The sequence below is a fragment of the Modestobacter versicolor genome (genome assembly GCF_014195485.1).
Classification (GTDB): Bacteria; Actinomycetota; Actinomycetes; order Mycobacteriales; family Geodermatophilaceae; genus Modestobacter; species Modestobacter versicolor.
The window spans coordinates 493,850-517,342 of sequence record NZ_JACIBU010000001.1 but is presented as its reverse complement, the minus strand read 5'-3'; the positions used below and the strand labels follow the sequence as shown (position 1 = coordinate 517,342).

Genomic DNA, 23,493 nt, shown 5'->3' with positions numbered 1-23,493 from the left:
TCGCCCGGCCGCTCGCCCGCCGGGGACTCCCCGCTGGTCCGGGTAGTGGCAGGGCCCCCTCTCCCGGGCCCGGGCCCGGTTAGCGTCGAGGTGTGGACGACGGAGGGGCCAACCGGCTGGGCGACTACCTGCGGGCGCGGCGGGGCCTGGTGACACCGGAGCAGGCCGGCATCCCCCCGGGATCGCACCGCCGGGTCGCCGGGCTCCGGCGCGAGGAGGTCGCCCTGCTGGCCGGGATCAGCGCGGACTACTACCTGCGGCTGGAGCGCGGGCGGGACACGAACCCCTCGCCGCAGGTGCTCTCCGCCCTCGCCCGCGTGCTCCACCTGGACGAGGTCGAGCACCAGCACCTGCTCGCGCTGGCCACGCCGACGCGCCGTGCCCGCCCCCGCGTACGGCCCGAACGCGTCCCCGACCGGCTGCACCACCTGCTCGCCGCCCTCGAGGTGCCGGCGTTCGTGGAGGGCCGGGCGTTCGACGTGCTCGCCTCGAACCCGCTCGCGCTCGCGTTCTCCCCCCGGCTGCGCCCCGGCGAGAACCGGCTGCGGTCGCTGCTGCTGGACCCCGAGGAACGCGAGTTCCACGTCGACTGGGAGGCGGCGACGGCGGAGTTCGTCGGGTCGTTCCGCGGGTCCGTCGGTGCCGACGACGGCGATCCGCGCATCGTCGAGCTGGTCGGCGAGCTGTCCCTGGCCAGCGCGCGGTTCCGTGCGCTGTGGGCCCGCCACGACGTCCGCCGGCTCGAGGGCGGCACGACCACCGTCGTCCACCCGGTCGTCGGCGAGCTCCGGCTGCACCGCGACAAGCTGCCCGTCGCCGGCCTGACCCTGGTGCTCTACTACGCCGACGTGGGCAGCGACAGCGCCGGGAAGCTGCAGGCGCTGGCCTCGCTGGCGCGCGCCGGCAGCCGGCCGCCCGCCGCCGTCCAGCAGGAGAGCTGAGCCGGCCGGCGGCACCGACCGGGGGTCGCCTGCCCGAGCTCGGCCCCGGGGTTGGATGGCCGGGTGACCCCGCCTGTCGCGTCCCCGGCGACCACCGCGACCACTCCCCCGCCCGGAGGACGCCGCGTCGCCGCGGCACTGGCGGTGCTCACCGTGGCGACCTTCGCCGCCGTCACCGCCGAGACGCTGCCGGTGGGGCTGCTGTCGATGATCGCCCGCGACCTCGGCACGACCGAGCCGCGGGTCGGCCTGCTGGTCTCCGCGTACGCGGTCGTGGTCGCGGTCGCGTCCCTGCCGCTCACCGCACTGCTCGGCCGCTGGCCCCGCCGGCGCGCGCTGACCGGGCTGCTGCTCGCCTACGCGGTGGGCAACGCCGTCTTCGCCGCCACCGACAGCTACGCCGTGGCGGTGGCCGCCCGCCTGCTGGCCGGGCTGGCGCACGCCGGGTTCTTCTCCGTGGCCGTCGGCGCCGCCGTGAGCCTGGTCCCGCCCTCCCGCGCCGGGCGGGTGACCGCCTGGGTCTTCGCCGGGGTGACGCTCGCCTTCACCCTCGGGGTGCCGGCCGGCACGGCACTGGGGACGGCGGTCGGCTGGCGCTGGGCCTTCGCCGGCATCGCCGCGCTCCTGCTGCTGCTGGCCGGGGCCGCGGCCGCCCTGCTGCCGGCATCACCGCCGCCGGCCGCGGCCGACCCCACCCCGCTGCGCCAGGTGTTGCGCCGCCGCCCGGTGCTGCTGGTCGTCGCCGTCAGCGTGGTGCTCACGCTCGGGCACTACACGGCGTTCACGTACGTGTCCCCGATCCTGCGGGCCGCCGGTGTCGGTGAGGCCTCGACCAGCCTCGTGCTCTTCGGCTACGGGGCCGCCGGGGCCCTGGGCCTGGTGCTCGCCGGCGCGCTGGCCGACCGGTTCCCGCGGCCCGCGCTGGTCGGCGCGATCGTGGTCGTCGGGCTCTCGCTCGCCGCCATCGGCTCGGCGGGCGGCTCGCTGGTGGTCACCGTGGTGGCCACGGTCGTCTGGGGGGTGGCGTTCGGCGCCCAGCCGACGCTGCTGCAGACGGCGGCCCGACGCGCCACCCCGGACGCCGGCGACGCCGCCCCGGGCATCACCAACGCCACCACGAACATCGGCATCGCCGGCGGTGCGCTGCTCGGCGGCCGGGAGCTCGCGGTCGCCGACCCCCCGGTGCTCGCGCTCACCGGCGCGGCGCTCGCCGCGGTCGCGCTCGTCCTGCTGCTGCTGACCCCGCGACCGGGCGACGGCGGCTGATCTCGGACGCCAGCGCGGACGGCGGGTCACAGCGGGTCGAGCAGGCGCTGCAGGAACTGCCGGGTGCGGGGTTCGCGCGGCTCGACCAGCACCTCGGACGGCGGGCCCTGCTCCACCACGACCCCGCCGTCCAGGAAGAGCACCTGGTCGGCCACCTGCCGGGCGAACCGCATCTCGTGGGTCACCACGACCATCGTCCAGCCCTCGGCGGCCAGCGACTGCATGACCTGGAGCACCTCGCCGACCAGCTCGGGGTCGAGGGCGCTGGTCGGCTCGTCGAACAGCACCACCTGCGGGCGGGTGGCCAGCGCGCGGGCGATGCCGACGCGCTGCTGCTGCCCACCCGACAGCTGCACCGGGAAGACGTCCGCCTTCTCGGCCAGACCGACGCGCTCGAGCAGCGCCCGGGCCTCCTGCTCCGCCTCCGCGCGGGGCCGGCCCTGGGCGAACACCGGCCCGGAGGTCACGTTCTGCAGCACGGTGAGGTGCGGGAAGAGGTTGTGGGCCTGGAACACCATGCCGCTCTGACCGCGCAACCGGGCCACCGCGCGCGCGTCGGGCCGGGAAGCCCAGTCCAGCTCGACGTCGCCGATCCGCACCGTCCCGGACTCCGGCGCCTCCAGCCCGTTGAGGCTGCGCAGCACCGTGGTCTTGCCCGAGCCCGACGGTCCGATGAGGCAGGTGACCGAGCCCGCCGGCACCGCCACGTCGACGCCGCGCAGCACGCGGTTCTCCCCGAAGGTCTTGACCAGGCCGCGGGCCTCGAGCAGCGGGGCGGTCATGCGGCCACGTGCCGCGACAGCCGGGTCTCCAGCCGGGTCTGACCGAAGGACAGCACGAGGCACACCACCCAGTAGTAGACGGCCGCGACGCCGTAGAGCGTGAAGTACTCGAACGTCTGCCCGGCGATGACCTGGGCCTGGCGGAGCAGCTCGGTGACCAGGACGACGGAGACCAGCGAGGTGTCCTTGACCAGCGAGATGAGCGTGTTGCTCAGCGAGGGGACGGCGATCCGGGCGGCCTGCGGCAGCACCACCCGGCGCAGCGTGGTCACCCGCCCCATCCCGACCGTCATCGCCGCCTCCCACTGCCCGCGCGGCACCGCCAGGATCGCGCCCCGCACCGCCTCGGACGCGTAGGCCCCGACGTTGAGCGACAGGCCGATGATCGCGCTGGGCCACGGGTCGATCGTGACGCCGAAGGACGGCAACCCGAAGAAGATGATGAACAGCTGCAGCAGCAGCGGGGTGCCGCGGATGACCGAGACGTAGAACCGGGCGGGCGCCGCGATCAGCCGGTTGCCCGACAGCCGCATCAGCGCGACCAGCACGGCCAGCGCCAACCCCAGCGCGAAGCTCACCGCCGTCAGCGGCAGCGTCCCGCGCAGCAGCTCCCGGCCCAGCGGCCAGAGGCTGGAGCGGACCAGGTCCCAGTCGATCGCGCTCACTCGGCGCTGACGTCCTCGCCGAAGTACCTCTCCGAGATCTCGGCCAGCGTGCCGTCGGCGCGCAGCGACTCCAGGGCCTCGTCCACCCGGCCCTGCAGGTCGGCGCTGTCCTGCCGGAAGGCGAAGGCCGACCGGCTCTGGTCGTCGATCTCGGCGGCGACCTTCACGTCCTGGTCACCGGTGGTCTTCTGGTACTCCAGGAAGGCCAGGCTGTCGTTGACGGTGACGTCGACCCGCTCCTGCTTGAGCAGCGTGATCGCCTGCGTGAAGCCCTCGACGGCCTCGATCGTCGCGCCGGCCTCGGTGGCGACCTCGGCGAAGTTGCTCGTCGTCGACTGCGCGCTGGTCTTGCCCGCGATGTCGGCCAGCGAGCTGACGCTGGTGTCGTCGGCGCGGGTGATCACCACGCCGTTGGAGTAGGTGTACGGCGTGGAGAACAGGTACTTCTCCTCGCGCTCGGGGTTGACGCCGATCTGGTTGGCGATCACGTCGTACCGGTCGGCCTCCAGGCCGGCGAAGATCGCGTCGAACTGCGTCTCGCTGAACTCGACCTCCATGCCGAGCTCGTCGCCGACGGCCTGGGCCACCTCCACGTCGTAGCCGGTCAGCTCGTTGCTGTCCGGGTCGTGGAAGGAGAACGGCGCGTAGGTGCCCTCGGTGGCGACGCGCAGCACGTCGCCCGAGCCGCTGCCGCCCCCGGCGTCGTCGGAGTCGCCGCCGCAGGAGGTCAGCAGCAGAGCGGTGGCGAGGGCAACGGTGACGGGCAGGCGCGTGCGCACGGTGGGGCTCCGGGTTCATGGGGGTCAGGTGTTCGGCGTCCGGCAGGTCGGTTCCCCGCCGCCGCCACGGGGAACCGCTCCTGCGGGCAGCAGCATTCCACGGGTGGCCGGACGCACACCGCGGGCCGCCGGACCGGTCGGCCGCGCACGCTCAGCGGGGCGAGGTCACCGCCGCCGGACGGCGTAGGTCAGGTGGGTCACCCGCGCCGTGGACTCCGCGCGGACCTGCTCCAAGGCCACCCGGCCGGCGTCCACCCCGTCGAACAGGCGGACGCCGGAGCCGAACAGCACCGGGGAGACCGCGACCGAGAACTCGTCGACCAGGCCGGCGTCCAGGTACTGCCCGATCGTCGCCCCGCCGCCCGCGATCCGGACGTCCCGGTCACCGGCGGCCTCGCGGGCCCGGTCGAGCGCGGCCTCGATGCCGTCGGTGACGAAGGAGAAGGTGGTGCCGCCCGGTCGCTCCCACGGGTCCCGCTCCTGGTGCGTGACGACGAGGACCGGTGTGCGGAACGGCGCCTCCTCCGGCCACGCGTGCTCACCGGCGTCGAACATCCGCCTGCCCATCACGCTCGCGCCGGTGCGCTCGAACGTCTCCCGCAGGACGTCGTTGTCCCGCCCCTCTTCTCCGCCCTCGCCCAGGTGGAGGCGCTCGCGGAAGTACCGCTGCGGGAAGACCCACGCCTGCAGTTCCCGCCACTGCCGTCCCATGAGCTCCTCGGGCGGCTCGGGCGCGATGAACCCGTCCAGCGACATCGACACGCTGAAGAACACCTTCCCGGCCATCAGCCCTGGGCCCCCGTCCGGCCGACCTCGGTGACGTACGTGGCCAGGTTGGCCAGGGTCTGCCGGCCGCCCTCGATCGCCGAGTACCGCTCGACGGCCTCGTCGCGCTGCGCCCGGGTGGCGAACACCGTGCGCATCTCGACCCGGGTCGCCGCACCGTCGGGCGCGAACGTGATCACCGACTCGAAGGCGTCCGGGTCGCCGGGGCGCTCACCGTGCAGCAGCGCGATCCGTTCCGGCGGGACGATCTCGGTCCAGGAGATCCACTCGGGGTAGTCGGTCCCGTCCGGTCCGTGCATCACGAACTCCCACTCCCCACCGGGGCGGAACGCGAAGGACCGCGTGGTGGTGCTGAACCCGTCGGGGCCCCACCACCGCGACAGGTGCCGCACCTCGGTGAACGCCTCGAACACCAGCTCCGGTGGGGCGTGGACGACCCGCGAGACGACGATCTCCCGATCGGCCGTCGCGCTCATCGCCGCTCCTCCTGCGCCAGCTCCTGCACGTACGCGTCCAGCCGGTCGAAGCTCCCGGCCCAGAACTCCTCGAACCCGCCGGTCCACTCGTGCACCGGCCGCAACCCACGGGCGTCCAGGCCGTACAGCCGCTGCCTGCCCGATGTGCGGTCGCGCACCAGCCCGACCTCGCGGAGCACCCGCAGGTGCTTGGAGGCGCCCGGCTGCGGCATCCCCAGCTCCCGGGCCACCTCGGTCACCGGCCGCTCGCCCCCTCGCAGCAGCACCAGGATCCGGCGGCGCTGCGGTTCGGCGATCGCGTTGAACACGTCCGACGTCGTTGCTGCTCTGGCCATGGCGGCACCATATACCCATATGAGCATGTATCACCGGGACGCCGCTGTGCACGGATCGCGGTGTCCGGCCCGCGGACACCGCGATCCGCGCACGAACGCGCAGCTCTCGACGTCAGGGCACGGCGGTCAGGCGTCGCTGCGGCACGGAGGAGGCGATCCCGCGCAGGGCTCCGCCCAGCAGGGCGACGTCGGCCAGCGGGGTGGCCGAGCTGCAGCTGACGCGCACCGCCCCCGGGAGCCGGTCGTGGAGGTCCGCGCGGGCGTCCCGGTGGAACTGCTCCACCTCGCTCGCGGTCAGCTCGAGCAGGCGGCCCAGGTAGGGGTGCGCGCAGAAGCAGCCGCTGCGCACCCCGATCCCGTGATCGCGGGCCAACCGGGCGGCGACCTCGCCGTGGTGCACCCCGTCGATGACGAAGGCGGCCACCGGGAGCCGGTCGCCGGTGGTGGCCCCCAGGCGACGGAGCCCCGGGACGGTGGCGAGCTCGTCGTCCAGCGCGTGGACGAGCGCCTCCTCCCGGACCCGGTCCCGCCCGCGGCCGGCGGCCAGCTCCTCGGCGGCCGCGGCGAGCGCCACGACGCCGACGACGTTGGGCGAGCCCGCGTCGTCCCGGTCGGGGGTGTCCGCCCAGACGACCTCGTCGTAGGAGACCGCCTTGACCGACCCACCCCCGACGAGGAAGGGCTCACCGTCGGCGAGCAACCGCCGCGGGACGACCAGGCCACCGGCGCCGAAGGGCGCGAACATCTTGTGCCCGGACCAGGCCAGCACGTCGATGCCGAGCGCCGCCATCTCCACCTGCCGGTGCGGCACCAGCTGCGCGCCGTCGACCACCACCAGCACGCCACGGTCCCGCGCCGCCGCGGCGATCGCGGCGAGGTCGGGCAGCCAGCCGGTGACGTTGGACGCCCCGGAGACCGCCAGCACGCGTGGCGCGGGGCGCTCGTCCAGGGCGGCGATGACCGTCTCGACGTCGTAGGTGCCGGTCCGGTCGACGTCGACGACCCGCAACCGCGCGTGCCGCCGCCACGGGAGCAGGTTGGCGTGGTGCTCGACCGCGGTCGTGACGACGACGTCGTCCCGGGTGAGACCGAGCCGGAAGGCGACCAGGTTCAGGGCCTCCGTGGTGTTCCGCGGGAACAGGGCGACGTGCGTCGCCGGGTCCGCTCCCACGAACCGGACGAGGCTCTCGCGGGCCTGCTCGTACCGGGCGCTGGCGACCTGCGACTTCTGCCCGGCTCCCCGGTGGACGCTGGAGTACCACGGCAGGAAGTCCGCCACGGCACGGACGACGGCCGCCGACGCCGACGTGGTGGCCGCGGCGTCCAGGTCCACGTAGCGACGCAGCTCGCCGCCGACCGGGACGTGGAGGTCGCCGCCGACGAGCGGCTCCCGGCGAGGGAGGGTGCCTGCTCCGGACGAGGACGTCATTGCCATCAGGCTCCTGTCATGACCCCGCGCGGTGGGTGGGCCACCGCTCCGAAGCGTCCCACCCCTGGTCCCCGATGACGGCCGGCGACCGCGCACGATCGGGCCCTCGTCCCAGGAGAGGCTCGACAGGCGGGTGCAGATACGTCGGGCGTCGCCGGACGGTGACGACGTGCCACGACCCGGGGCCACCCCGGGCACCACGCCGCGGCCACCTCGGCCGGACCGGCGCCCGGGCCACCCTCAGGCCCGGTCGTGCACGGTGACCGCGTAGCCGTCCGGGTCGGCGAAGGTGAAGGTGCGGCCGAAGGGGCTGTCGAACGGCGGCGCGAGCACCGGCACGCCGTGCGACACCAGGTCGTCGTGCAGGGCCTGCGCGTCGTCGGCGGCGAGCCACAGCGCCACCCCGGCGCCCGGCCGGGGCCGGACGGCGTCCAGGTCGGTGCCCGGCAGCGGCGTGCGGACGGCGAAGGCGATCGGCTCGGTGGCGAAGACGACGGCGCCGGGCGGGGCCACGGGCGCGCGGCGCAGGCCGAGACGCTCCTCGTAGAAGCGGGCGGCGGCCTCGAGGTCGCGCACCTGCAGCGCGATGAAGTCCGGTCCGGTGACGGTCATGGTTCCTCCCGAGGGGTATGTCAAGGTCCTTACATGCCGACCGTATGTCAGGATGCTGACATGAAGCAAGTGGGCGACCTCGGCCTGTCGATCGGCTACGCGCTGAAGGAGGCCGCCTCGGCGCTGCGCAGCGCCATGGACGACGCGCTCCGGCCGCTCGACCTGACGGTGTCGCAGTACTCCTCGCTGGAGGTGCTCGGCCAGCAGCCCGGTATCTCCGCCGCCGAGCTCGCCCGCCGCACCTTCGTCACCCGGCAGTCGATGCAGGGCGTGCTGCAGGGGCTGGCGACCCGCGGCCTGCTCACCCGGCCGGAGGCGGCGCCGCAGGGCCGGGCGCTGCCCACCGAGCTCACCGCCGCCGGGCGCGCCCTGCTGCGCGACGCCAGCCGCGCCGTGGCGGAGGTCGAGCACCGCATGCTGGAGCCGTTCTCCACCGGGGACCGGACCCGGCTGCACGGCGACCTGCTCCGCTGCGCCCAGGCGGTGCGGAGCGGGCCGGAGCCCAGCAGGCCCGCCGGCTGACCGGTCAGGGGGCGGTCGGCGGCGTGCCCCCGTCGCGGCTCCACTCGGGCTTGCCGCCCGCGGCGGTGGAGGTGACGTCCGGGCCGACCAGCAGGAACCGGACCTCCTCGTCGGCGACCGGGCAGTGCTCGGTGCCCCGCGGGACGACGAGCAGGTCGCCGGCGGTCAGCTGGACGTCGCCGTCCCGGAGCTGGTTGGTGAGCCGCCCCTCGAGCACCAGGAAGGTCTCGTCCTGGTCGTCGTGGGTGTGCCACCGGGTGGAGCCGATCCCCTTGGCCACCTTGAACAGGTTGCCGTTGGCCCGGGCGACCACCCGCTGCGACCAGAACTCGGTCAGCTCCGCCGTCTCGCCTGCCAGGTGCACCGCGTCCATCGTCCCGCCGTCCGGTCGGCCCGCCGCGAGCTGCCGCGGGGCTGCCCCCGACGGTGGCACCCGGCCGGCGGCCCGGACAGTGCCAGGATTGGCGCATGCCGCACGGATCCTGCCAGCCGGCGGACGCGCCGATCTCCGTCGTGCTGATCGTCGACGAGAACTCCAACCCCTTCGAGGTCGGCTGCGCGTGCGAGGTGTTCGGCGCCCGCCGCCGCGCCGACCTCGGCCGGGAGCTCTACGACCTCCGGGTGGTCGCCCCGAGCGGCAGCACGACCATGCGCGACGGGCTGTTCACGCTGACCGGGACCGGCGACCTGGCGGTGGTCGAGGAGGCGCACACCGTCGTGGTGCCGAACCGGCCGGACGTCGACTCCGCCGCCTCCGCCGCCGTGCTCGACGCCGTCCGCCGGGCGCACGCCCGCGGGGCCCGGCTGGTCGGCCTGTGCACCGGCGCGTTCACGCTGGCCGAGGCGGGTGTCCTCGACGGCCGCCCCGCCGCGGTGCACTGGCAGCTCGTCGACGAGTTCCGCCGCCGGTTCCCCGCCGTCGAGGTGCGCCCCGACGTCCTGTTCGTCGACGACGGCGACGTGCTGACCTCGGCCGGCAGCGCCGCCGCGCTGGACCTCGCGCTGCACGTCGTGCGCCGCGACCACGGCGCGGAGGCCGCCACCTCGGTGGCCCGGCGGCTGGTGTTCGCCGCGTTCCGGGACGGCGGCCAGCAGCAGTTCGTCGAACGCCCGGTGCCCGCGGTCGTGGAGCGGCCGCTGACGGCGACCCTGGCCTGGGCCCAGGGCCGGCTGGACTCCCCGCTCACCGTCGCCGACCTCGCCCGGCAGGCGCACACCAGCGTCACGACCCTGCACCGGTGGTTCCGCGCCGAGCTGGGCACCACTCCCCTGGCCTGGCTGACCGGTGAGCGCGTCGACCTCGCGCGGCGGCTGCTGGAGGGCGGTGAGCTGACCCTGGACGCCGTCGCCCACCGCAGCGGGCTGGGCAGCACCGCCAACCTGCGCACCCAGCTCCGGCGGCACACCGGGCTGAGCCCCACGGAGTACCGCACCCGCTTCGCCGCCACCTGAGACCCCGGGTCAGCGGGGGGCGATGACCAGCTCCGCGATCAGGTCGCCGACCAGGGTGAAGCGGTAGGCCAGGTCGACGACGCCGCCGGGGAAGTCCCCCTCCAGGTGGTTGACCGCCACCCAGTGCTCGTCGTCCAGGCGCTCGACCGCGGTCAGCTCGGTCGTGTAGCTGAACTCCGAGCCCGAGTGCCGGAGGAAGCCGAGCAGCTCCTCGGTGCCGCGGAAGGTGCGCCCCTCGTCGGTGACGACGGCGTCCGGGGTGAACGCGCGGACGGCGGTGTCGGCGTCGCGGGCGGTGTGCGCGGTGAGGAACTCCTGGACGCGGGCCGGGAGCCCGGTGGGCGGGACTGCTGTCGGTGTGGTCATGCAGCGACCGTGCGCCGTCCCGCTACGGGAGGGTCAAGCGCTGGACCCTCCCGCAGGGAGAGGGTGCACAGTGCACGCGTGATGTCGATCGGCGAGTTCTCGCGGCTGACCCACCTCAGCGTGCGCACCCTGCGGCGCTACCACGACGCCGGGCTGCTCGAGCCGGCCGCGGTGGACGACGGGACGGGCTACCGCTCCTACAGCGCCGACCAGATCCCGACCGCCCAGGTCATCCACCGGCTGCGCCAGCTCGACGTCCCGCTGCCCGACGTCGAGCGGATCCTGCGCTCCCCCGACCCCCGCACCCGGGCCGGGCTGGTCGCCGACCACCTGCAGCGGCTGGAGTCCGAGCTGGACCGGACCCGCGCCGCGGTCGTGTCGCTGCGCCGGCTGCTCCGCCCGGGGCCGGCCCCGCTGGACGTCGAGCTGCGCGCGGTGCCGGCGACCACGGTCGCCGCCATCGAGGACGACGTGGCCGCCGACGACGTCCTCGCCTGGTACGCCGGCGCGATGGCCGAGCTGGACGCGCTGGTCACGGCGCCCACCGGCGTCCCGGGGGGCCTGTACGACAACGCGCTGTTCGAGGACGGCCGCGGGCACCTGCTCGTCCACCTGCCGACGGCGGACCCGCCGTGCAGCGGCCGGGTGCGGCCGGTCACCCTGCCGGCCGTCGAGCTCGCCGTCACCGTGCACGCCGGGGAGCACGACGACATCGACGTCACCTACGGCGAGCTCGGACGGTGGGTGGTCGGCAACGCGCTGGCCGTGGCCGGCCCGGTGCGGGAGACCTACCTCGTCGGCCCCCGAGACACCCCCGACCCGGCCGCCTGGCGCACCGAGATCGGCTGGCCGGTCTTCCGGGTGGCGCCCCGCTGAGCGCCCGGTCCGCCGTCTTCCGGCCTGCCGGAAACCGGCCTTGGCGCTGCCCGGACCGCGCGGCAGGATCGCGATCATGACCACCGCACCGACCCAGCCGGACACCGACCTGGCCGGCCGCGTCGACGCCGTCGTCGCCGGGACCATCGCGCCCGCCGCCGCCACCGTCGACGCCACCGGCACCTTCCCCCGCGAGGGCATCGAGGCGCTGGCCCGCGCCGGCGCCCTGGGCCTGCTCAGCTCCCCCGAGGTGGGCGGTGCCGGCGGCTCGCTGGCCGACGTCGCCCGGGTGGTCGAGCAGGTGGCCACGGCCGACGGCTCGACCGGGATGGTGCTGCTCATGCACTACGCGGCCACCGCGGTGCTGGAGGCGCACGGGCCCGACGACGTCCGCCGGGCGATCGTCCGCGGCGAGCACCTGAGCACGCTGGCGTTCTCCGAGGCGGGGTCGCGCAGCCACTTCTGGGCGCCGATGAGCAGCGCGACGGCCGAGGGCGACCGGGTCCGGCTGGACGCCGCCAAGAGCTGGGTCACCTCCGCCGGCGAGGCCGACAGCTACCTGTGGTCCAGCCGGCCGCTGGCCGCCGACGGCCCGATGACCCTGTGGCTGGTGCCCTCGAGCACCCCGGGCGTCACGGTGGCCGGCCCGTTCGACGGGGTGGGGCTGCGCGGCAACTCCTCCCGGCCGGTGCGCGCCGACGGTGCGACCGTGCCGGCGTCAGCCCAGCTCGGCCCGGACGGCGCCGGCCTGGACATCGCGCTGGGCACCGCGCTGCCCACCTTCCTCGTCGGCAGCGCCGCGTTCTCCCTCGGGCTGATGGAGGCGCTGCTCGCCGACGCCGCGGCCCACCTGACCCGCACCCGGCTGGAGCACCTGGGCCAGACCCTCGCCCAGCAGCCGCTGACCCGCGGCGAGTTCGCCCGGCTGAAGCTGCAGGTCGACGGGGTCCGCGCGTTCCTCGCCGACACGCTGGCCGCGCTCGGCTCCGGCCGCCCGGACGCGACGCTGCGGGTGCTCGAGGTCAAGGCGGTGGCCGCCGAGGCCGCCGCGGAGGTCGCCGACGGGGTGATGAAGCTGTGCGGCGGTGCGGCGTTCCGCAAGGAGCTGGGCGTGGAGCGGCGGTTCCGCGACTCGCTGGCCGCCCGGGTGATGGCCCCCACCACCGCCGCGCTGCACGACTTCGTCGGCCGGATCAGCCTGGGCCAGCCGCTCTTCGACGGGCCGGCCGCCTGATGCCCGGCGACGTGCTGGTGATGGGCGCGGTGGCCTACGACCCCAAGGTGGTCACCATCTGGGAGGGCTTCCGCCGCTGGCTGACCGAGGCCGGGCTGCCGTTCGACTTCGTCCTCTACTCCCACTACGAGCGGCAGGTCGCCGACCTGGTCGCCGGGTCGATCGACGCCGCCTGGAACTCGCCGCTGGCCTGGGTGCGCTCGGTGCGGCTGGCCGGGGCCTCGGGCCGGACGGTGCGCTCGGCGGTCATGCGGGACACCGACCAGGACCTCACCTCGGTGGTCGTCGTCCGCGCCGACTCCGGCATCGAGGCGGTCGCCGACCTGAAGGGCCGCACCCTGGCCACCGGCGCGGTCGACTCGCCGCAGGCGACGCTCCTCCCGCTGTCCTTCCTGCGCGCCCAGGGGCTGGACACGGAGGGCGACCTGACCGTGCGGCGGTTCGACGTGGGGGTCGGGCTGCACGGCGACCACATCGGCGGCGAGCGCGACGCCGCCCGGGCGCTGATGGCCGGCCAGGTCGACGCCGCCTGCATGATCGACGGCAACCACCTGCTGTTCAGCCAGGAGGGCGTGCTGCCGTCCGGCGCCACCCGGGTGCTGGCCCAGACGCCGGTGTACGACCACTGCACGATGACGCTGGTCGACACCGCGCCGGCCGAGCTCGCCGACCGGTTCGTCGACCTGCTGCTGTCGATGTCCTACGGCGACCCGGTGGTGCGCCCGCTGCTGGACCTCGAGGGGCTGCGGCAGTGGCGGGTGGGCCGGACCAGCGGTTTCGGCCCGCTGACCACCGCCGTCGACGAGCAGGGGTTCTACGGCGCCGACGGGAGCGTGCTCGCCGCGGGGTACCGGCCGTGACGCCCCCCGCGGCCCTCGTCGACCTCGACCGGCTGGGCTTCGACGCCGGGGCGCACCTGCTGGTGCGGCGCGGCCTGCGCGAGGTGCCCATCGGCGGGCGGCTGCGGGTGCGGGGCGACGACCCGGCGCTGGGCGTGCACCTGCGCGCCTGGTGCCGGGCCGAGGGGCACGGGTTCTCCGTCGACCCCGACGGGGGCTACGACGTCGTCCGCGGCGAGGCCGAGCAGCTGCGCTGGGCCGGTGCCGAGCGGGCCGGCGACCCGTCCCCGCAGGGCGTCGTGCGGCGGCCGCCGGCGCACTGGGGGCTGGCCGCCCGCGGTGCGCTGGTCGAGGCGGGCGGGCCGGCCCCGGGCTTCGACGTCGCCGACCGGGACGTCGTCTGGGCGGACCTGGCCCCCCGGCTGTACGCCCACGCGGCGGCGGCGCAGTGGGACCCGGCGACCGCCGTCGACTGGACCATCCCCGAGCCGCTGCCCGCCGACATCGAGGCCGCCGTCGTCCAGGTGATGACCTACCTGGTGGAGAACGAGCAGGCCGCGCTGGTCATCCCGGCGCGGCTGCTGGCCCGGGTGCACCCGCACTTCCGGGAGGTGCTGCAGCTGCTCGCCGTCCAGGCCGCCGACGAGGCCCGGCACATGGAGGTGTTCACCCGCCGGGCGCTGCTGACCGGCGGCCAGATGGGCACGTCGTCCGCGGGTGGGCGGGAGTCGCTGAACTCGCTGCTCAACGAGGCCGACTTCTCCCTCGCCTCGTTCCTGCTCTCCGTGCTCGGCGAGGGCAGCTTCCTGTCGCTCCTCGGCTTCATCGACGAGCACGCCCCCGACCCGGTGACCCGGCAGGTGACCCGGCTGGCCCGGGTCGACGAGGCCCGGCACGTCGCCTTCGGGGTCGCGCACCTGGAGCACGAGGGCCAGCTCGACCCCACCCTGCGCGGCCGGCTGCGGGCCGCGGTCGAGCGCCGGCACGACGTGCTGGTCGACACCGCCGGGCTCAACGCCGACGTCTTCGACTCCCTGGTGGTGCTCGCCGCCGGCGAGTGGACGCCGGAGGCGATCGCCCGGGGGCACCGGGCGGTGCAGCGGCTGCACGGCACCATGGACGACGGCCGCCGGCAGCGGCTGCAGCGGCTCGGGTTCCCCGACGACGAGGCGGCCGAGCTCTCCGCGCTGCACACCCGCAACTTCATGTAGCGGCTCCCGGGGTGGGGCCCGCTGGGGTGCCGCCCGCCCGGCCCCGAGCCACCGGCCGCCGCCGTCCGGGTCAGGCGCCGGCGCCGCCGTCGACCGGCACGATCGCGCCGGTCACCATCGACGCCCGGTCGCTGAGCAGCCACGCCGCCACCTCGGCGACCTCGTGCGGCTCGGCCATCCGGCCCAGCGGGACCGAGGCGGTGATCTGCTGGACGACGCCCGGGGTCGCCGCTTCCCACGCGTCGATCATCTCCGTGGCGGTGCCACCGGGGGTGATGCCGTTGACCCGGATGCCCTGTGCGGCCCACGTGACGGCAGCGGTCTCGGTGAGGCTGTTCAGCGCCCGCTTCATGGCGCCGTAGGCCGGCAGCGCGGGGTTCGCGCGGCGGCTTCCGATGCTCGAGGTGTTGACGATCGCCCCGCCGTCCCCCCGGCGCATCACCGCGGCCTCGGCGTTCATCGCGGTCCAGTGACCCCGGAAGTTGACGGCGAACTGCTCCTCGACGTCCTCGTCGCTGGTGGTGTCCAGCGGTCCGGGCCGGCGCTGGATCGCGGCGCCGTTGTTGAAGGCGCCGTCGAGCCGGCCGTGCAGCTCCTCGGCCCGGTCGACGGCGGCGCGGACGCTCGCCCGGTCGGCGAGGTCCAGGGCGACGGCGTCGGCGACGCCGCCGTCCGCGCGGACCTCGGCCACGACGCGGTCGAGGGCGTCGGTGCTCCGCGCGGCGAGCACGACCGCGGCGCCCTCCCGCGCGAAGAGCCGGGCCGCAGCTGCGCCGATGCCGCGACTGGCGCCGGTGATGAGGACGACCTTGCCGGAGAGCAGGCCGATGGGGGTGGTGTCGATGGTGGTCACCCCGAGACCGTCGCGGCTCCCGGCCCCCGGAGGCAGGCACAGCCGGTACCAGGCTCCGCGGCTGGCCGGCGAGCACACTGCGGGCATGGACAAGCAGGAGCTCGGGGCGTTCCTCCGCAGCCGACGCGAGCGGCTCCGCCCCGTGGACGCCGGCCTCCCGTCAGGTCCGCGCCGCCGGACCCCCGGGCTCCGCCGCGAGGAGGTCGCGGTGCTCGCGCACATCTCCACCGAGTACTACGTGCGGCTCGAGCAGGGCCGGGCACCGCGCCCGTCGGGCGAGGTCCTCGCCGGGATCGCGGCCGCCCTGCGGCTCACGGACGCGGAGTCCACCCACCTGCACCTCCTGGCGGGCACTGCGCCGATCCGTACCAGGGTGCACCGGCGCGACGTCCGGCCGAGCATCCTCGCAGTCCTCGACCGCCTCCCGCAGACGGCGGCGATCGTGGTCTCCGCGACGCTGGAGGTGCTCGCCTGGAACGACCTCGCGGCAGCGCTCATGGAGGACTTCGCTGCCCTCGCTCCAGGGGAGCGCAACCTCGCGCGGCGGGCGTTCCTCGGGCCGGTGGCGCCCGGCTCGACCCTGTACGGGATCTCCGACGGGGCAGCCTTCCGGCGCAACGTCGTCATGGACCTCCGTGCCGCGCTGGCCCGGTACCCGTCGGACCCCGCGGTGACCGGTCTCGTGGCGGAGCTCCGCGACGGCAGTGCCGAGTTCGCCGAGCTCTGGGAGCGGCACGACGTGCAGGCGGCACCGATGCTCACCAAGACCTTCCGGCACCCGGCCGTCGGGGAGGTCACCGTCGACTGCGACTCGCTCGCGCTCCCCGACCGCGACCAGCACCTGGTGCTCTACACGGCACCGCCGGGGTCCCGGGACGCGGAGGCCCTCGCGCTGCTGGGCATGCTCGGCGTCCAGAGCGCCACGGCGAGCAGGTAGGTGGGGCACGGCGGTTCCCGGGCCGCCGGCCGTCGACCGCGGCTGTGCGCTCAGCGCCGGCGGGTGGCCTGCTCAGCTCGCGACCAGCACGAAGAAGAGGAAGCTGATGAAGGCCGTGCGGCCCTCGAAGCCCGGCGGCAGCAGCTCCGCCGGGGTGTCCGGCGACCACGGCGGTTCGCTGACCACGCCGATCCGGAAGCCGGCCTCGGAGAACGCGTCCGTCATGGCGTGCAGGGGCCGGTGCCAGTACTCCAGCACGGCGGGCTGACCGTCGAAGACGTGGTCGTCGGTCCACTGGACGGTGGCGAAGTAGTCGGCCTGCGGGTGCAGCGCCTTGTAGAGGAACGGGTGGTTGACCGACAGCACGAGCCGGCCACCCGGCCGCAGCACCCGGCGCAGCTCCGCCAACGGCGCGGCCCAGTCGCGCAGGTAGTGCAGGACGAGGGACGCGGTTACGTCGTCGAAGCCCCCGTCGGCGAAGGGCAGCGGCGTGGCCAGGTCGGCGACCTGCACGTCGGCGTCGGCACCGAGCCGCTCCCGCGCCAGCGAGACCATCAGCGGGCTGGCGTCGAATCCGGTCACGACCGCTCCCCGGTCGCGCAGCGCCGCCGCCAGCGGGCCGGAGCCGCACCCGGCGTCGAGGACACGGCGACCGCGCACGTCCCCGAGCAGGTCGAGCATCGCGGGCCGTTCGTAGTGGGCGTTGATCAGGTTGGCGTCGTTCTCCGCCGAGTACGCCGCGCCGAAGCTGTCGTAGTCGTTGGCCGTCACGTGGGCCTCGCCTCCGGTGACCCGTCGAGCGGGGGGCAACTGTAGCGGGGCACGTCCGGCCCGCCGGCCGCCCGGACGGGGACGGCGAGCTGCCCCCTCGTCGGCGGACGAGGGGGCAGGGCCGGCCGGTCACCCCGGGATCACTCCGTCTCGGCACGCTCCCCGGCGACGACGGTGGTGAAGATCTGGCCGAGGCCGTCGGCCCGGGTCACGATCTCGTCGCCCGGCTGCAGGTACACGCCCGCCTCGTGGGCGTCCCGGACGTAGACGTCGAGGGCGGAGGCCACGACGGACTCCGCGTTCGTGCCGAAGCTGCCGACCCACTCCATGAAGCCGAGGAAGCGCTGGCGGGTGTCCGGCGCCCGGTAGACCACGCCCTCCGGGGTGCCGCTCTGGATGATGGTGCCCTGCCGGATCACGCCGGGCTCTGCGGTCAGCGGCACCTGCTCGCCGTCGCTGTCCCAGGTCCGGTCACCCGCGGCCAGGATCTCCTCGATCACCCGCGGGGCGTCCCAGACCATCTCCTCCGGGTGGGCACGCTGACGCAGGTCCCCGTTGACGAAGAGGTCGAGCTGGAGCTCCTGGTAGTAGGTCTGCCAGTCGGCCGGGACGACGAACAGGTCGCCGGTGCTGAGGAAGCCCGGCTGGCTCTTGGCGTTGGTGAAGCCCGCACCACCGGTCAGGTTGTCGACCTCGATCTGGCTGACCAGCAGCTCGCGGTCGGTCCAGTCGTTGGACAGGATCAGGCCCATGTGCTCGGGGATGCCGGTCTGCGCGGTGATGTCGTGCAGCGGGACGAAGCCGAGCTCCACCTCGTAGTCCAGCAGCCCGCTGCCGGCGAGGAGGGGTTCGTCGGAGTCGGTGATGGCCCCGATCTTCGGGAAGAGGTACTGCTCCTCGATGGTGGCCTCGGCCTGGTGCTCGAGGTAGTTGGTGCCGGTGCCCACGTGCTGGGTGTGCGTCTCGATGGCGGTGAGGACGGTCGACGCCTCCACCGTGACGATCGGCTGGGCGGGGTCGGCGGCGAGGGCGCGCACGGCCTCGTACCCCAGCTCGTTGAAGGCCGCGATCGGCTCGGTGAAGCTGGTGCCGGCGGCGGCGTTGAGGTCCACCCCGCTGATCCGGTGCTCCGCGTAGCCGGTGACGGCGAGCACCGTCACGCCGCTGCCGGTGGCCACCCGGGCGAAGGTCAGCGCGGTGGCCGGGTCGGCGATGGTGACGCCCTCGGTGGCCCTGGGCTCCAGCTGCTCCGAGTACACGAGCGGGAAGTCCGACGACATGGCGCGGGCGACCCCGTAGGAACCCCCGCCGGCGACGACCAGGCCGGCCGCCACGACCCCGGCGATGACGAGGGCCTTCCGGCGGCGGCGGGTGGGGCTCGCCTTCGTCGCGGTCTTCTCGGTGCTGCTCATCTCAGGTCCTCCTGGTGCGTCCGGCCACCCGCCTCGCTGGCGGTGGCCGAAAGCTAGGAGCGAGGACACCGGCCGGTCGTCACCCGGCCGGTGCTCGTCCGGCCGTACCCGCGTACGGGCCGGGCCGGGTCAGCGCGGTTCGCCCGGGGTCACCAGCCCCGTGTCGTAGGCGAGCATCACGGCGTGGATCCGGTCGCGGAGCTGGAGCTTGGACAGGATCCGGCTGACGTGGCTCTTCGCCGTCTGCTCGGCCATGTACAGCTCGCGGCCGATCTCGGCGTTCGACCGACCGGTGGCGATGAGCAGGAAGACCTCGCGCTCGCGGTCGGTGAGGCTGTTGAACACCGTCGTCGACGTCAGGCCGGCCGGCTTGCTGGCGACGAAGTCCTCGATGAGGCGCCGGGTGACCCGCGGCGCCAGCAGTGCGTCGCCCTGCGCCACGGTCCGCACCGCCGTCACCAGCTCGGGCGCGTCCGCGTCCTTGAGCAGGAACCCGCTGGCACCGGCCTCGAGCGCGGCGTAGACGTACTCGTCGATGTCGAACGTGGTCAGCATGAGCACCCGGGGGACGTGCGCGGCGCCGGCGGGCCGGGTCAGCTGACGGGTGGCGTCGATGCCGTTCTTCCCCGGCATCCGCACGTCCATCACCACGACGTCCGGGTGCAGCGCCCGGTTGCGGGCCAGGGCCTCGTCGCCGTCGCCGGCCTCCCCCACCACGGTGATGTCCGGCTCCGCACCCAGGATGGCGCTCAGCCCCGCGCGGAACATCGGCTGGTCGTCGACGACGAGGACGCGGGTGGTCATCGCCCCTCCCCCGGGGCGCTCTCCACCGGGATCGTGGCGTCCACGAGGTAGCCCCCGTCGGCGGTCGCGCGCACGGAGAGCTGACCGCCGAGCACACCGAGCCGCTCGCGCATCCCTCGGATCCCCTGCCCGCCCCGATCGGGGGTCGGTGCGCCGGGGAGCCCCGCCCGCGCCAGGGGCGGGGCGTTCTGCACGCAGATGCGCAGCGCCCCGCCGTCCAGCGTCGCGGACACCGTCGCCGGCGCCCCGGGTGCGTGGCGCACCACGTTGCTCAGCGCCTCCTGCACGACGCGGTAGGTCGTCAGCTGGACGGGCCCGCTCACGGTGCCGGTCTCGGCGTCGATGCGGACCGACACGGGGCTGCCGGCCCGCGACGTGGCGTCGGCGAGCTGCTGGATGTCGCTGATCCGCGGTTGCGGGGCGAGCTCGGCCTCGTCGTCCTCCGACCTGAGCGCGCCCAGCATCTGGCGCATCTCCCCCAAGGCGCCGCGAGCCGACCGGGCGATGTCCTGGAACTCCTCCCGCACCGCCGGCGACGGCACCTCGGGGAGCCGGTACGGCGCGGAGAGCGCCTGCATGTGGATGACGGACATGCTGTGGGCGACGATGTCGTGCAGCTCCCGCGCGATCCGGGCGCGTTCCTCGACGTAGAGACGCTGGGCGTGCTCGAGCTCGGCGTCCCGCCGCGCCTCCGCCAGGTCGGCGCGGATGCGGTGCCGCTGGCCGATCGCGATGGCCGCCACGAGGACCGTGGCGGTGTAGCTGGCGTACACCGTCAGGTTCGTGCCCCACTCGCCGTCGACCTCGTACCGCGCCGGGGAGGCGGCGATGACGGCGACCAGGGCGACGACGCTGAGCCACCAGACGGAGACCGAGACGGTCCACCGCTCGCGGATCCCCACCAGCAGGACCAGCGCGCCCAGCGACACCAGTCCGGTGACCGGCAACGGCCACGGTCCTGCGCCCGAGTCACGGACCGCCAACGCCAGCGCGACGATGCACAGCACGTGCAGCACGGAGCCGACGAGCGGTCGGTGCACCGCGACGACGAGCGAGCCGCACTGGATGGTGGCCACGGTGAACGCGACCACGAGGTGCAGGTGGTAGGTCGCGCTCGTGAGCGGCACCGCCACCGTGTAGAGCGCCGCGCAGAACACGGCCACGGTGCACCACGCCCGGAACGACAACGGCGCGGCCGGACGCCTCCGGGTCGGGAGGTCGGCAAGGACGACCTCCGAGCGGCGCGGTCCCCGGGCGGTCACGAGCGAGAACAGTAGGGCGAGCCGGCCCGCCCGTCGTCACCTCGACGGAGGGCCTCCCCCCGTACCGGCGTACGGGTCGGGCTCAGTGCCAGAAGGTCTCGGCCGCGATGATGACGGCACCGATGCCCCCGGTCGCGGCGGCGGCCGCCAGGGACCGGCGCACGGACGCCTGCCGGGCGTGCAGGGCGGCGAAGCCGACCGCGGCGAGGACGACGATGCCGATGGTCACGCTCGCGGCGTAGGCGAGCGGCAGCGCGAGCAGCCCCAACGCGGCGGGGACCAGCGGCAGCGCCGGGACGACGCACGCCTCCAGCAACGGCAGCGCGCGCCGCGCCTCGCGGGCGACGACCGCCGGCCCGGTGCGCCCGGAGTCCTCCGGCTCGTGCTGGTGGGCCAGCGCCGCCGCGTACACGTGCGCCACCCAGAAGAGCACGACCGCCCCCGTGGAGAAGAGCAGCACCTTCCTCGCCGGGTAGTCCGCCACGTACGTCGCGCCGACGACGGCCACGAACAGGACGAGACCGTGGACGGCGTGCGCGACCGCCGCCGGGGGGAGCGAGCGGGCCCGGAGCAACGGGTGGGCGACCCGGGTGGCGATCGGTGCGAGCGTGTACCGGGAACCGCTGGGGGCCATGGTCTGCCAACCTCTCGACGTCGTGGGGCGGCGACCGTAGGGCGGGCGGGTCCCGCTCGGCGTCACCCCCCGGTACGGCCCGGGACACCCCAGCAGGCCGATGTGGCGGCCACCGGCGCGCGTCGAGGCTCCTCGCCGTGGCCGGGACCAGCCCGGCCCGACGGTGGGAGGACCACGACATGCCTGCAGCCAACAGCCGGTACCAGGAGATCCAGGTGGCCGGTGACGAGCTGGTGACCCGCGTGCGCGAGCTCGTCCACGAGGGCAACGTGAGTCGCCTGTCGATCAAGAAGGAGGACGGCGAGACGGTCCTCGAGGTCCCGCTGACCGCGGGCGTGGCGGTGGCTGCGGCCGGGGCGCTGGTCTGGCCGGCGCTCGTCGCCCTCGGCGCCGTCGCCGCCCTCTTCACCCACGTCACGATCGGTGTCGAGCGACGGGGTGCCGACGAAGCCCCCGCCTGATGTCTGTGACGGTCGTGCCCGGTGGGCTCGAGACCCCCACCGGGGCACGACCGTCGTCAGACGCCGTCCGGCCGGGGGAGCGTCGCGGTGTAGACGACGGCCGGCGGCACGTTCGGCCACACCGTCGGCGACAGGTCGACGTGGCCGAAGAACCGCTGGAGCTCGCGGTGCTGCCGACGGCCGGGTGGCGCCCAGCGACTCCAGCGGTAGGTGAACTGGGTGTGCGCCCCCGACGGGGCGAGGTGGGCCGCGATGGCCGAGACGAGCGCGGTGCCGTCGCTGCCGGCGAAGGCCTGCCAGGGCAGGCCGCTGACGACCAGGTCGACCTCCCGCAGACCGCGCTCTGCGAGGGCCTGCGGGAGGACGGACGCCGGCCCGCGGACGAGGTCGATCCCGGGGAACCGGGCGGCCAGGTGGTCGGCCATCGCCGGGTTCAGCTCGACGCCCAGGTAGCGGAGCTCGGGCACCGCTGCGCGCAGGGCGGCGGTGACGGCCCCGGTGCCCGGTCCCAGCTCCACCACCACCGGCGCGTCCGCCCTCGACGACGCCGCCAGCAGCGGCGCGATCATGCGCTCCGCCAGGGCCCGGGAGCTCGGCACCACGGACGCCGTGCGCAGCGGCGCGCGGACGAACTCCCGGAGGAACACGCGGGTCCCTCCGGCTGCCGAGGTGGTCGTGGGAGGGGACGGCGGTCGACCGGTCACCGGGCCGCTGACTCCTTCTCGCACGCCGCCGTCAGACCGGGTCACGCACGATGTCCAGGGCGGTCTGCCCGGTCCTGGCGCTCGTGCCGCCGTCAGGGAACGACACCCCCGACAGCTGCTCGGACAGCTGCCAGATGCGCTGCGCGTCCTCGGTGCTCCGGAAGCGCCGGTACAGCGGCTGCTCGGCCGGCGCCCCGCTCATGTGCCCGAACCGGCTGGGCCCGTAGAAGCGCCCACCGGCGGCGTCCGGTGACGTCGCGGCGAGCAGGGCGGGCAGCGCGGCGGTCTCCGGCGTCCCCGCGATGCCCCACCGCGAGAGCCGCCTGATCAGCCGGATCCCCCGCGACTCCGTGGCCCGCCCGATCCCCGGCTGGGCCGCGAGCAGGTTCGTCGGGGCGATGCCCGGGTGCGAGACGTTGCTCGTGATCCCCCACCCGCCGGCCGCGCTGCGGCGGTCGAGCTCCAGCGCGAAGAGGCCGACGGCGATCTTCGACGAGCTGTAGGCCCGCTGCGGGTGGTAGGAGCGCTCCCAGTCGAGGTCGTCCCAGTGCACGGCGTTGCTGCTCGCGGCCACGCTCGACTGCCAGGTGACGCGGGCCCGGCCGGCGCGCAGCAGCGGCAGCAGGTGCCCCACGAGGGCGACGTGGCCGAGGTGGTTGGTCGCGAGCTGCAGCTCGTGCCCGTCGGCCGACGTCCGCCGCTGCGGGGGCGTCATGACGCCGGCGTTGTTGACCAGGACGTCGATCGGCCGGCCCTCGGTCACCAGGGTGCCGGCGAAGGCGGCGACCGAGTCGAGCGAGGCCAGGTCGAGTGCGGCGAGGGTGATGCTCGCGTGCGGGACGCGCGCCCGGATCTCGGCGACCGCGGCCTCGCCCTTGCCGCGGTTGCGGACCGGCAGGACCAGGTCGGCCCCGGCCGCGGCCAGGCGGCGGGCGATCACCAGGCCGATGCCGTCGCTGCCGCCGGTGAGGACTGCCCGCTTTCCCGTCAGGTCCGGGAGGGTGATGTCGATCGTCGTACGGGCCATCGTCGGGCTCCTGTCTCCGTGGCGCGCTGGTCGCGCCGTGGCCTCACCGTCCCCGGT

Annotated in this window: 28 protein-coding genes; 10 read left to right on the top strand and 18 right to left on the bottom strand. The window is 75.0% G+C overall.

All coding sequences use genetic code 11. The features are described from left to right. Positions 1 to 92: 92 nt before the first annotated feature. Positions 93 to 941, top strand: a complete 849-nt coding sequence (locus FHX36_RS02410; RefSeq protein WP_110554019.1) for a helix-turn-helix domain-containing protein — start codon at positions 93 to 95, stop codon at positions 939 to 941. Positions 942 to 1,004: 63 nt separating this feature from the next. Next, positions 1,005 to 2,207 carry an MFS transporter gene (locus tag FHX36_RS02405; protein WP_183513462.1) on the top strand — a complete coding sequence of 401 codons (1,203 nt, stop codon included), beginning with the start codon at positions 1,005 to 1,007 and terminating at the stop codon, positions 2,205 to 2,207. Positions 2,208 to 2,233: 26 nt separating this feature from the next. Here FHX36_RS02405 and FHX36_RS02400 read toward each other — a convergent pair whose 3' ends face one another. The 8 genes from FHX36_RS02400 to FHX36_RS02365 all read right to left on the bottom strand — a co-directional run bounded on the left by FHX36_RS02400 (position 2,234) and on the right by FHX36_RS02365 (position 8,071). After that, positions 2,234 to 2,989 (bottom strand): amino acid ABC transporter ATP-binding protein, encoded by a 756-nt coding sequence (locus FHX36_RS02400; RefSeq protein WP_110552512.1) that lies wholly within the window; start codon positions 2,987 to 2,989, stop codon positions 2,234 to 2,236. Next, the gene (locus tag FHX36_RS02395; RefSeq protein ID WP_110552511.1) at positions 2,986 to 3,654 is read right to left on the bottom strand and encodes an amino acid ABC transporter permease; all 669 of its coding nucleotides are present in this window, start codon (positions 3,652 to 3,654) and stop codon (positions 2,986 to 2,988) included. Before FHX36_RS02395 ends, FHX36_RS02400 begins: the two co-directional genes overlap by 4 nt. After that, complete coding sequence (locus tag FHX36_RS02390; protein WP_110552510.1) at positions 3,651 to 4,433, bottom strand: amino acid ABC transporter substrate-binding protein; 783 nt, start codon at positions 4,431 to 4,433, stop codon at positions 3,651 to 3,653. Before FHX36_RS02390 ends, FHX36_RS02395 begins: the two co-directional genes overlap by 4 nt. Before the next feature lie 165 nt (positions 4,434 to 4,598). Next, complete coding sequence (locus tag FHX36_RS02385; RefSeq protein ID WP_110552509.1) at positions 4,599 to 5,219, bottom strand: dihydrofolate reductase family protein; 621 nt, start codon at positions 5,217 to 5,219, stop codon at positions 4,599 to 4,601. Beyond that, positions 5,219 to 5,695 carry an SRPBCC family protein gene (locus FHX36_RS02380; protein WP_110552508.1) on the bottom strand — a complete coding sequence of 159 codons (477 nt, stop codon included), beginning with the start codon at positions 5,693 to 5,695 and terminating at the stop codon, positions 5,219 to 5,221. The genes FHX36_RS02385 and FHX36_RS02380 overlap by 1 nt, the downstream gene beginning before the upstream one ends. Next, positions 5,692 to 6,030, bottom strand: coding sequence for an ArsR/SmtB family transcription factor (locus tag FHX36_RS02375; RefSeq protein WP_110552507.1), 339 nt, complete (start codon positions 6,028 to 6,030; stop codon positions 5,692 to 5,694). The genes FHX36_RS02380 and FHX36_RS02375 overlap by 4 nt, the downstream gene beginning before the upstream one ends. A gap of 112 nt (positions 6,031 to 6,142) precedes the next feature. Continuing rightward, entirely contained in the window at positions 6,143 to 7,459 is a 1,317-nt protein-coding gene (locus FHX36_RS02370) for an aminotransferase class V-fold PLP-dependent enzyme (protein ID WP_181428778.1), read from the bottom strand. A 240-nt stretch (positions 7,460 to 7,699) separates the two neighbouring features. Then, positions 7,700 to 8,071, bottom strand: coding sequence for a VOC family protein (locus FHX36_RS02365; protein ID WP_110552505.1), 372 nt, complete (start codon positions 8,069 to 8,071; stop codon positions 7,700 to 7,702). Between the two features lie 60 nt (positions 8,072 to 8,131). On the opposite strand from FHX36_RS02365, the gene FHX36_RS02360 reads away from it, so the two are divergent. Further along, positions 8,132 to 8,593 carry a MarR family winged helix-turn-helix transcriptional regulator gene (locus FHX36_RS02360; protein ID WP_110552504.1) on the top strand — a complete coding sequence of 154 codons (462 nt, stop codon included), beginning with the start codon at positions 8,132 to 8,134 and terminating at the stop codon, positions 8,591 to 8,593. 4 nt (positions 8,594 to 8,597) lie between these two features. On the opposite strand, the gene FHX36_RS02355 is transcribed toward FHX36_RS02360, so the two are convergent. Beyond that, positions 8,598 to 8,957, bottom strand: coding sequence for a cupin domain-containing protein (locus FHX36_RS02355; RefSeq protein WP_220035960.1), 360 nt, complete (start codon positions 8,955 to 8,957; stop codon positions 8,598 to 8,600). 104 nt (positions 8,958 to 9,061) lie between these two features. Here FHX36_RS02355 and FHX36_RS02350 point away from each other — a divergent pair, with 104 nt between their 5' ends. Further along, entirely contained in the window at positions 9,062 to 10,045 is a 984-nt protein-coding gene (locus FHX36_RS02350; RefSeq protein WP_110552502.1) for a GlxA family transcriptional regulator, read from the top strand. Between the two features lie 9 nt (positions 10,046 to 10,054). On the opposite strand, the gene FHX36_RS02345 is transcribed toward FHX36_RS02350, so the two are convergent. Beyond that, the gene (locus FHX36_RS02345; RefSeq protein ID WP_110552501.1) at positions 10,055 to 10,411 is read right to left on the bottom strand and encodes a nuclear transport factor 2 family protein; all 357 of its coding nucleotides are present in this window, start codon (positions 10,409 to 10,411) and stop codon (positions 10,055 to 10,057) included. 81 nt (positions 10,412 to 10,492) lie between these two features. Between FHX36_RS02345 and FHX36_RS02340 the strand changes: the two genes are divergently transcribed. From FHX36_RS02340 to FHX36_RS02325, 4 genes are all read left to right on the top strand, one after another. After that, positions 10,493 to 11,287, top strand: a complete 795-nt coding sequence (locus FHX36_RS02340) for a MerR family transcriptional regulator (RefSeq protein ID WP_221203127.1) — start codon at positions 10,493 to 10,495, stop codon at positions 11,285 to 11,287. 76 nt (positions 11,288 to 11,363) lie between these two features. Next, on the top strand, positions 11,364 to 12,521 hold the full coding sequence (locus FHX36_RS02335; RefSeq protein ID WP_110552499.1) for an acyl-CoA dehydrogenase family protein: 1,158 nt from the start codon (positions 11,364 to 11,366) through the stop codon (positions 12,519 to 12,521). Continuing rightward, positions 12,521 to 13,381, top strand: coding sequence for a phosphate/phosphite/phosphonate ABC transporter substrate-binding protein (locus FHX36_RS02330; protein ID WP_110552498.1), 861 nt, complete (start codon positions 12,521 to 12,523; stop codon positions 13,379 to 13,381). The genes FHX36_RS02335 and FHX36_RS02330 overlap by 1 nt, the downstream gene beginning before the upstream one ends. Beyond that, complete coding sequence (locus FHX36_RS02325) at positions 13,378 to 14,571, top strand: ferritin-like domain-containing protein (protein ID WP_183513461.1); 1,194 nt, start codon at positions 13,378 to 13,380, stop codon at positions 14,569 to 14,571. The genes FHX36_RS02330 and FHX36_RS02325 overlap by 4 nt, the downstream gene beginning before the upstream one ends. A gap of 70 nt (positions 14,572 to 14,641) precedes the next feature. On the opposite strand, the gene FHX36_RS02320 is transcribed toward FHX36_RS02325, so the two are convergent. Then, positions 14,642 to 15,424: an SDR family NAD(P)-dependent oxidoreductase gene (locus FHX36_RS02320; RefSeq protein ID WP_343056555.1), complete on the bottom strand. Its 783-nt coding sequence runs from the start codon at positions 15,422 to 15,424 to the stop codon at positions 14,642 to 14,644. An 85-nt stretch (positions 15,425 to 15,509) separates the two neighbouring features. On the opposite strand from FHX36_RS02320, the gene FHX36_RS02315 reads away from it, so the two are divergent. Next, positions 15,510 to 16,361: a helix-turn-helix transcriptional regulator gene (locus FHX36_RS02315; protein WP_110551939.1), complete on the top strand. Its 852-nt coding sequence runs from the start codon at positions 15,510 to 15,512 to the stop codon at positions 16,359 to 16,361. Between the two features lie 72 nt (positions 16,362 to 16,433). Here FHX36_RS02315 and FHX36_RS02310 read toward each other — a convergent pair whose 3' ends face one another. From FHX36_RS02310 to FHX36_RS02290, 5 genes are all read right to left on the bottom strand, one after another. Beyond that, a complete protein-coding gene (locus FHX36_RS02310; protein WP_110551940.1) occupies positions 16,434 to 17,132 on the bottom strand; it encodes a class I SAM-dependent methyltransferase in 699 nt (232 codons plus the stop codon). 140 nt (positions 17,133 to 17,272) lie between these two features. Beyond that, positions 17,273 to 18,544, bottom strand: coding sequence for a fumarylacetoacetate hydrolase family protein (locus tag FHX36_RS02305; protein WP_110551941.1), 1,272 nt, complete (start codon positions 18,542 to 18,544; stop codon positions 17,273 to 17,275). Positions 18,545 to 18,673: 129 nt separating this feature from the next. Next, a complete protein-coding gene (locus tag FHX36_RS02300; protein ID WP_110551942.1) occupies positions 18,674 to 19,348 on the bottom strand; it encodes a response regulator transcription factor in 675 nt (224 codons plus the stop codon). After that, positions 19,345 to 20,511, bottom strand: a complete 1,167-nt coding sequence (locus FHX36_RS23285; RefSeq protein WP_146251574.1) for a sensor histidine kinase — start codon at positions 20,509 to 20,511, stop codon at positions 19,345 to 19,347. Before FHX36_RS23285 ends, FHX36_RS02300 begins: the two co-directional genes overlap by 4 nt. 181 nt (positions 20,512 to 20,692) lie before the next feature. Beyond that, the gene (locus tag FHX36_RS02290; RefSeq protein WP_110551944.1) at positions 20,693 to 21,244 is read right to left on the bottom strand and encodes a hypothetical protein; all 552 of its coding nucleotides are present in this window, start codon (positions 21,242 to 21,244) and stop codon (positions 20,693 to 20,695) included. A 179-nt stretch (positions 21,245 to 21,423) separates the two neighbouring features. Between FHX36_RS02290 and FHX36_RS02285 the strand changes: the two genes are divergently transcribed. Further along, entirely contained in the window at positions 21,424 to 21,705 is a 282-nt protein-coding gene (locus tag FHX36_RS02285; protein ID WP_110551945.1) for a DUF4342 domain-containing protein, read from the top strand. A gap of 56 nt (positions 21,706 to 21,761) precedes the next feature. Here FHX36_RS02285 and FHX36_RS02280 read toward each other — a convergent pair whose 3' ends face one another. Beyond that, complete coding sequence (locus FHX36_RS02280) at positions 21,762 to 22,352, bottom strand: class I SAM-dependent methyltransferase (RefSeq protein WP_220035913.1); 591 nt, start codon at positions 22,350 to 22,352, stop codon at positions 21,762 to 21,764. Positions 22,353 to 22,440: 88 nt separating this feature from the next. After that, on the bottom strand, positions 22,441 to 23,436 hold the full coding sequence (locus tag FHX36_RS02275) for an SDR family oxidoreductase (protein WP_110551946.1): 996 nt from the start codon (positions 23,434 to 23,436) through the stop codon (positions 22,441 to 22,443). Between the last annotated feature and the right edge of the window lie 57 nt (positions 23,437 to 23,493).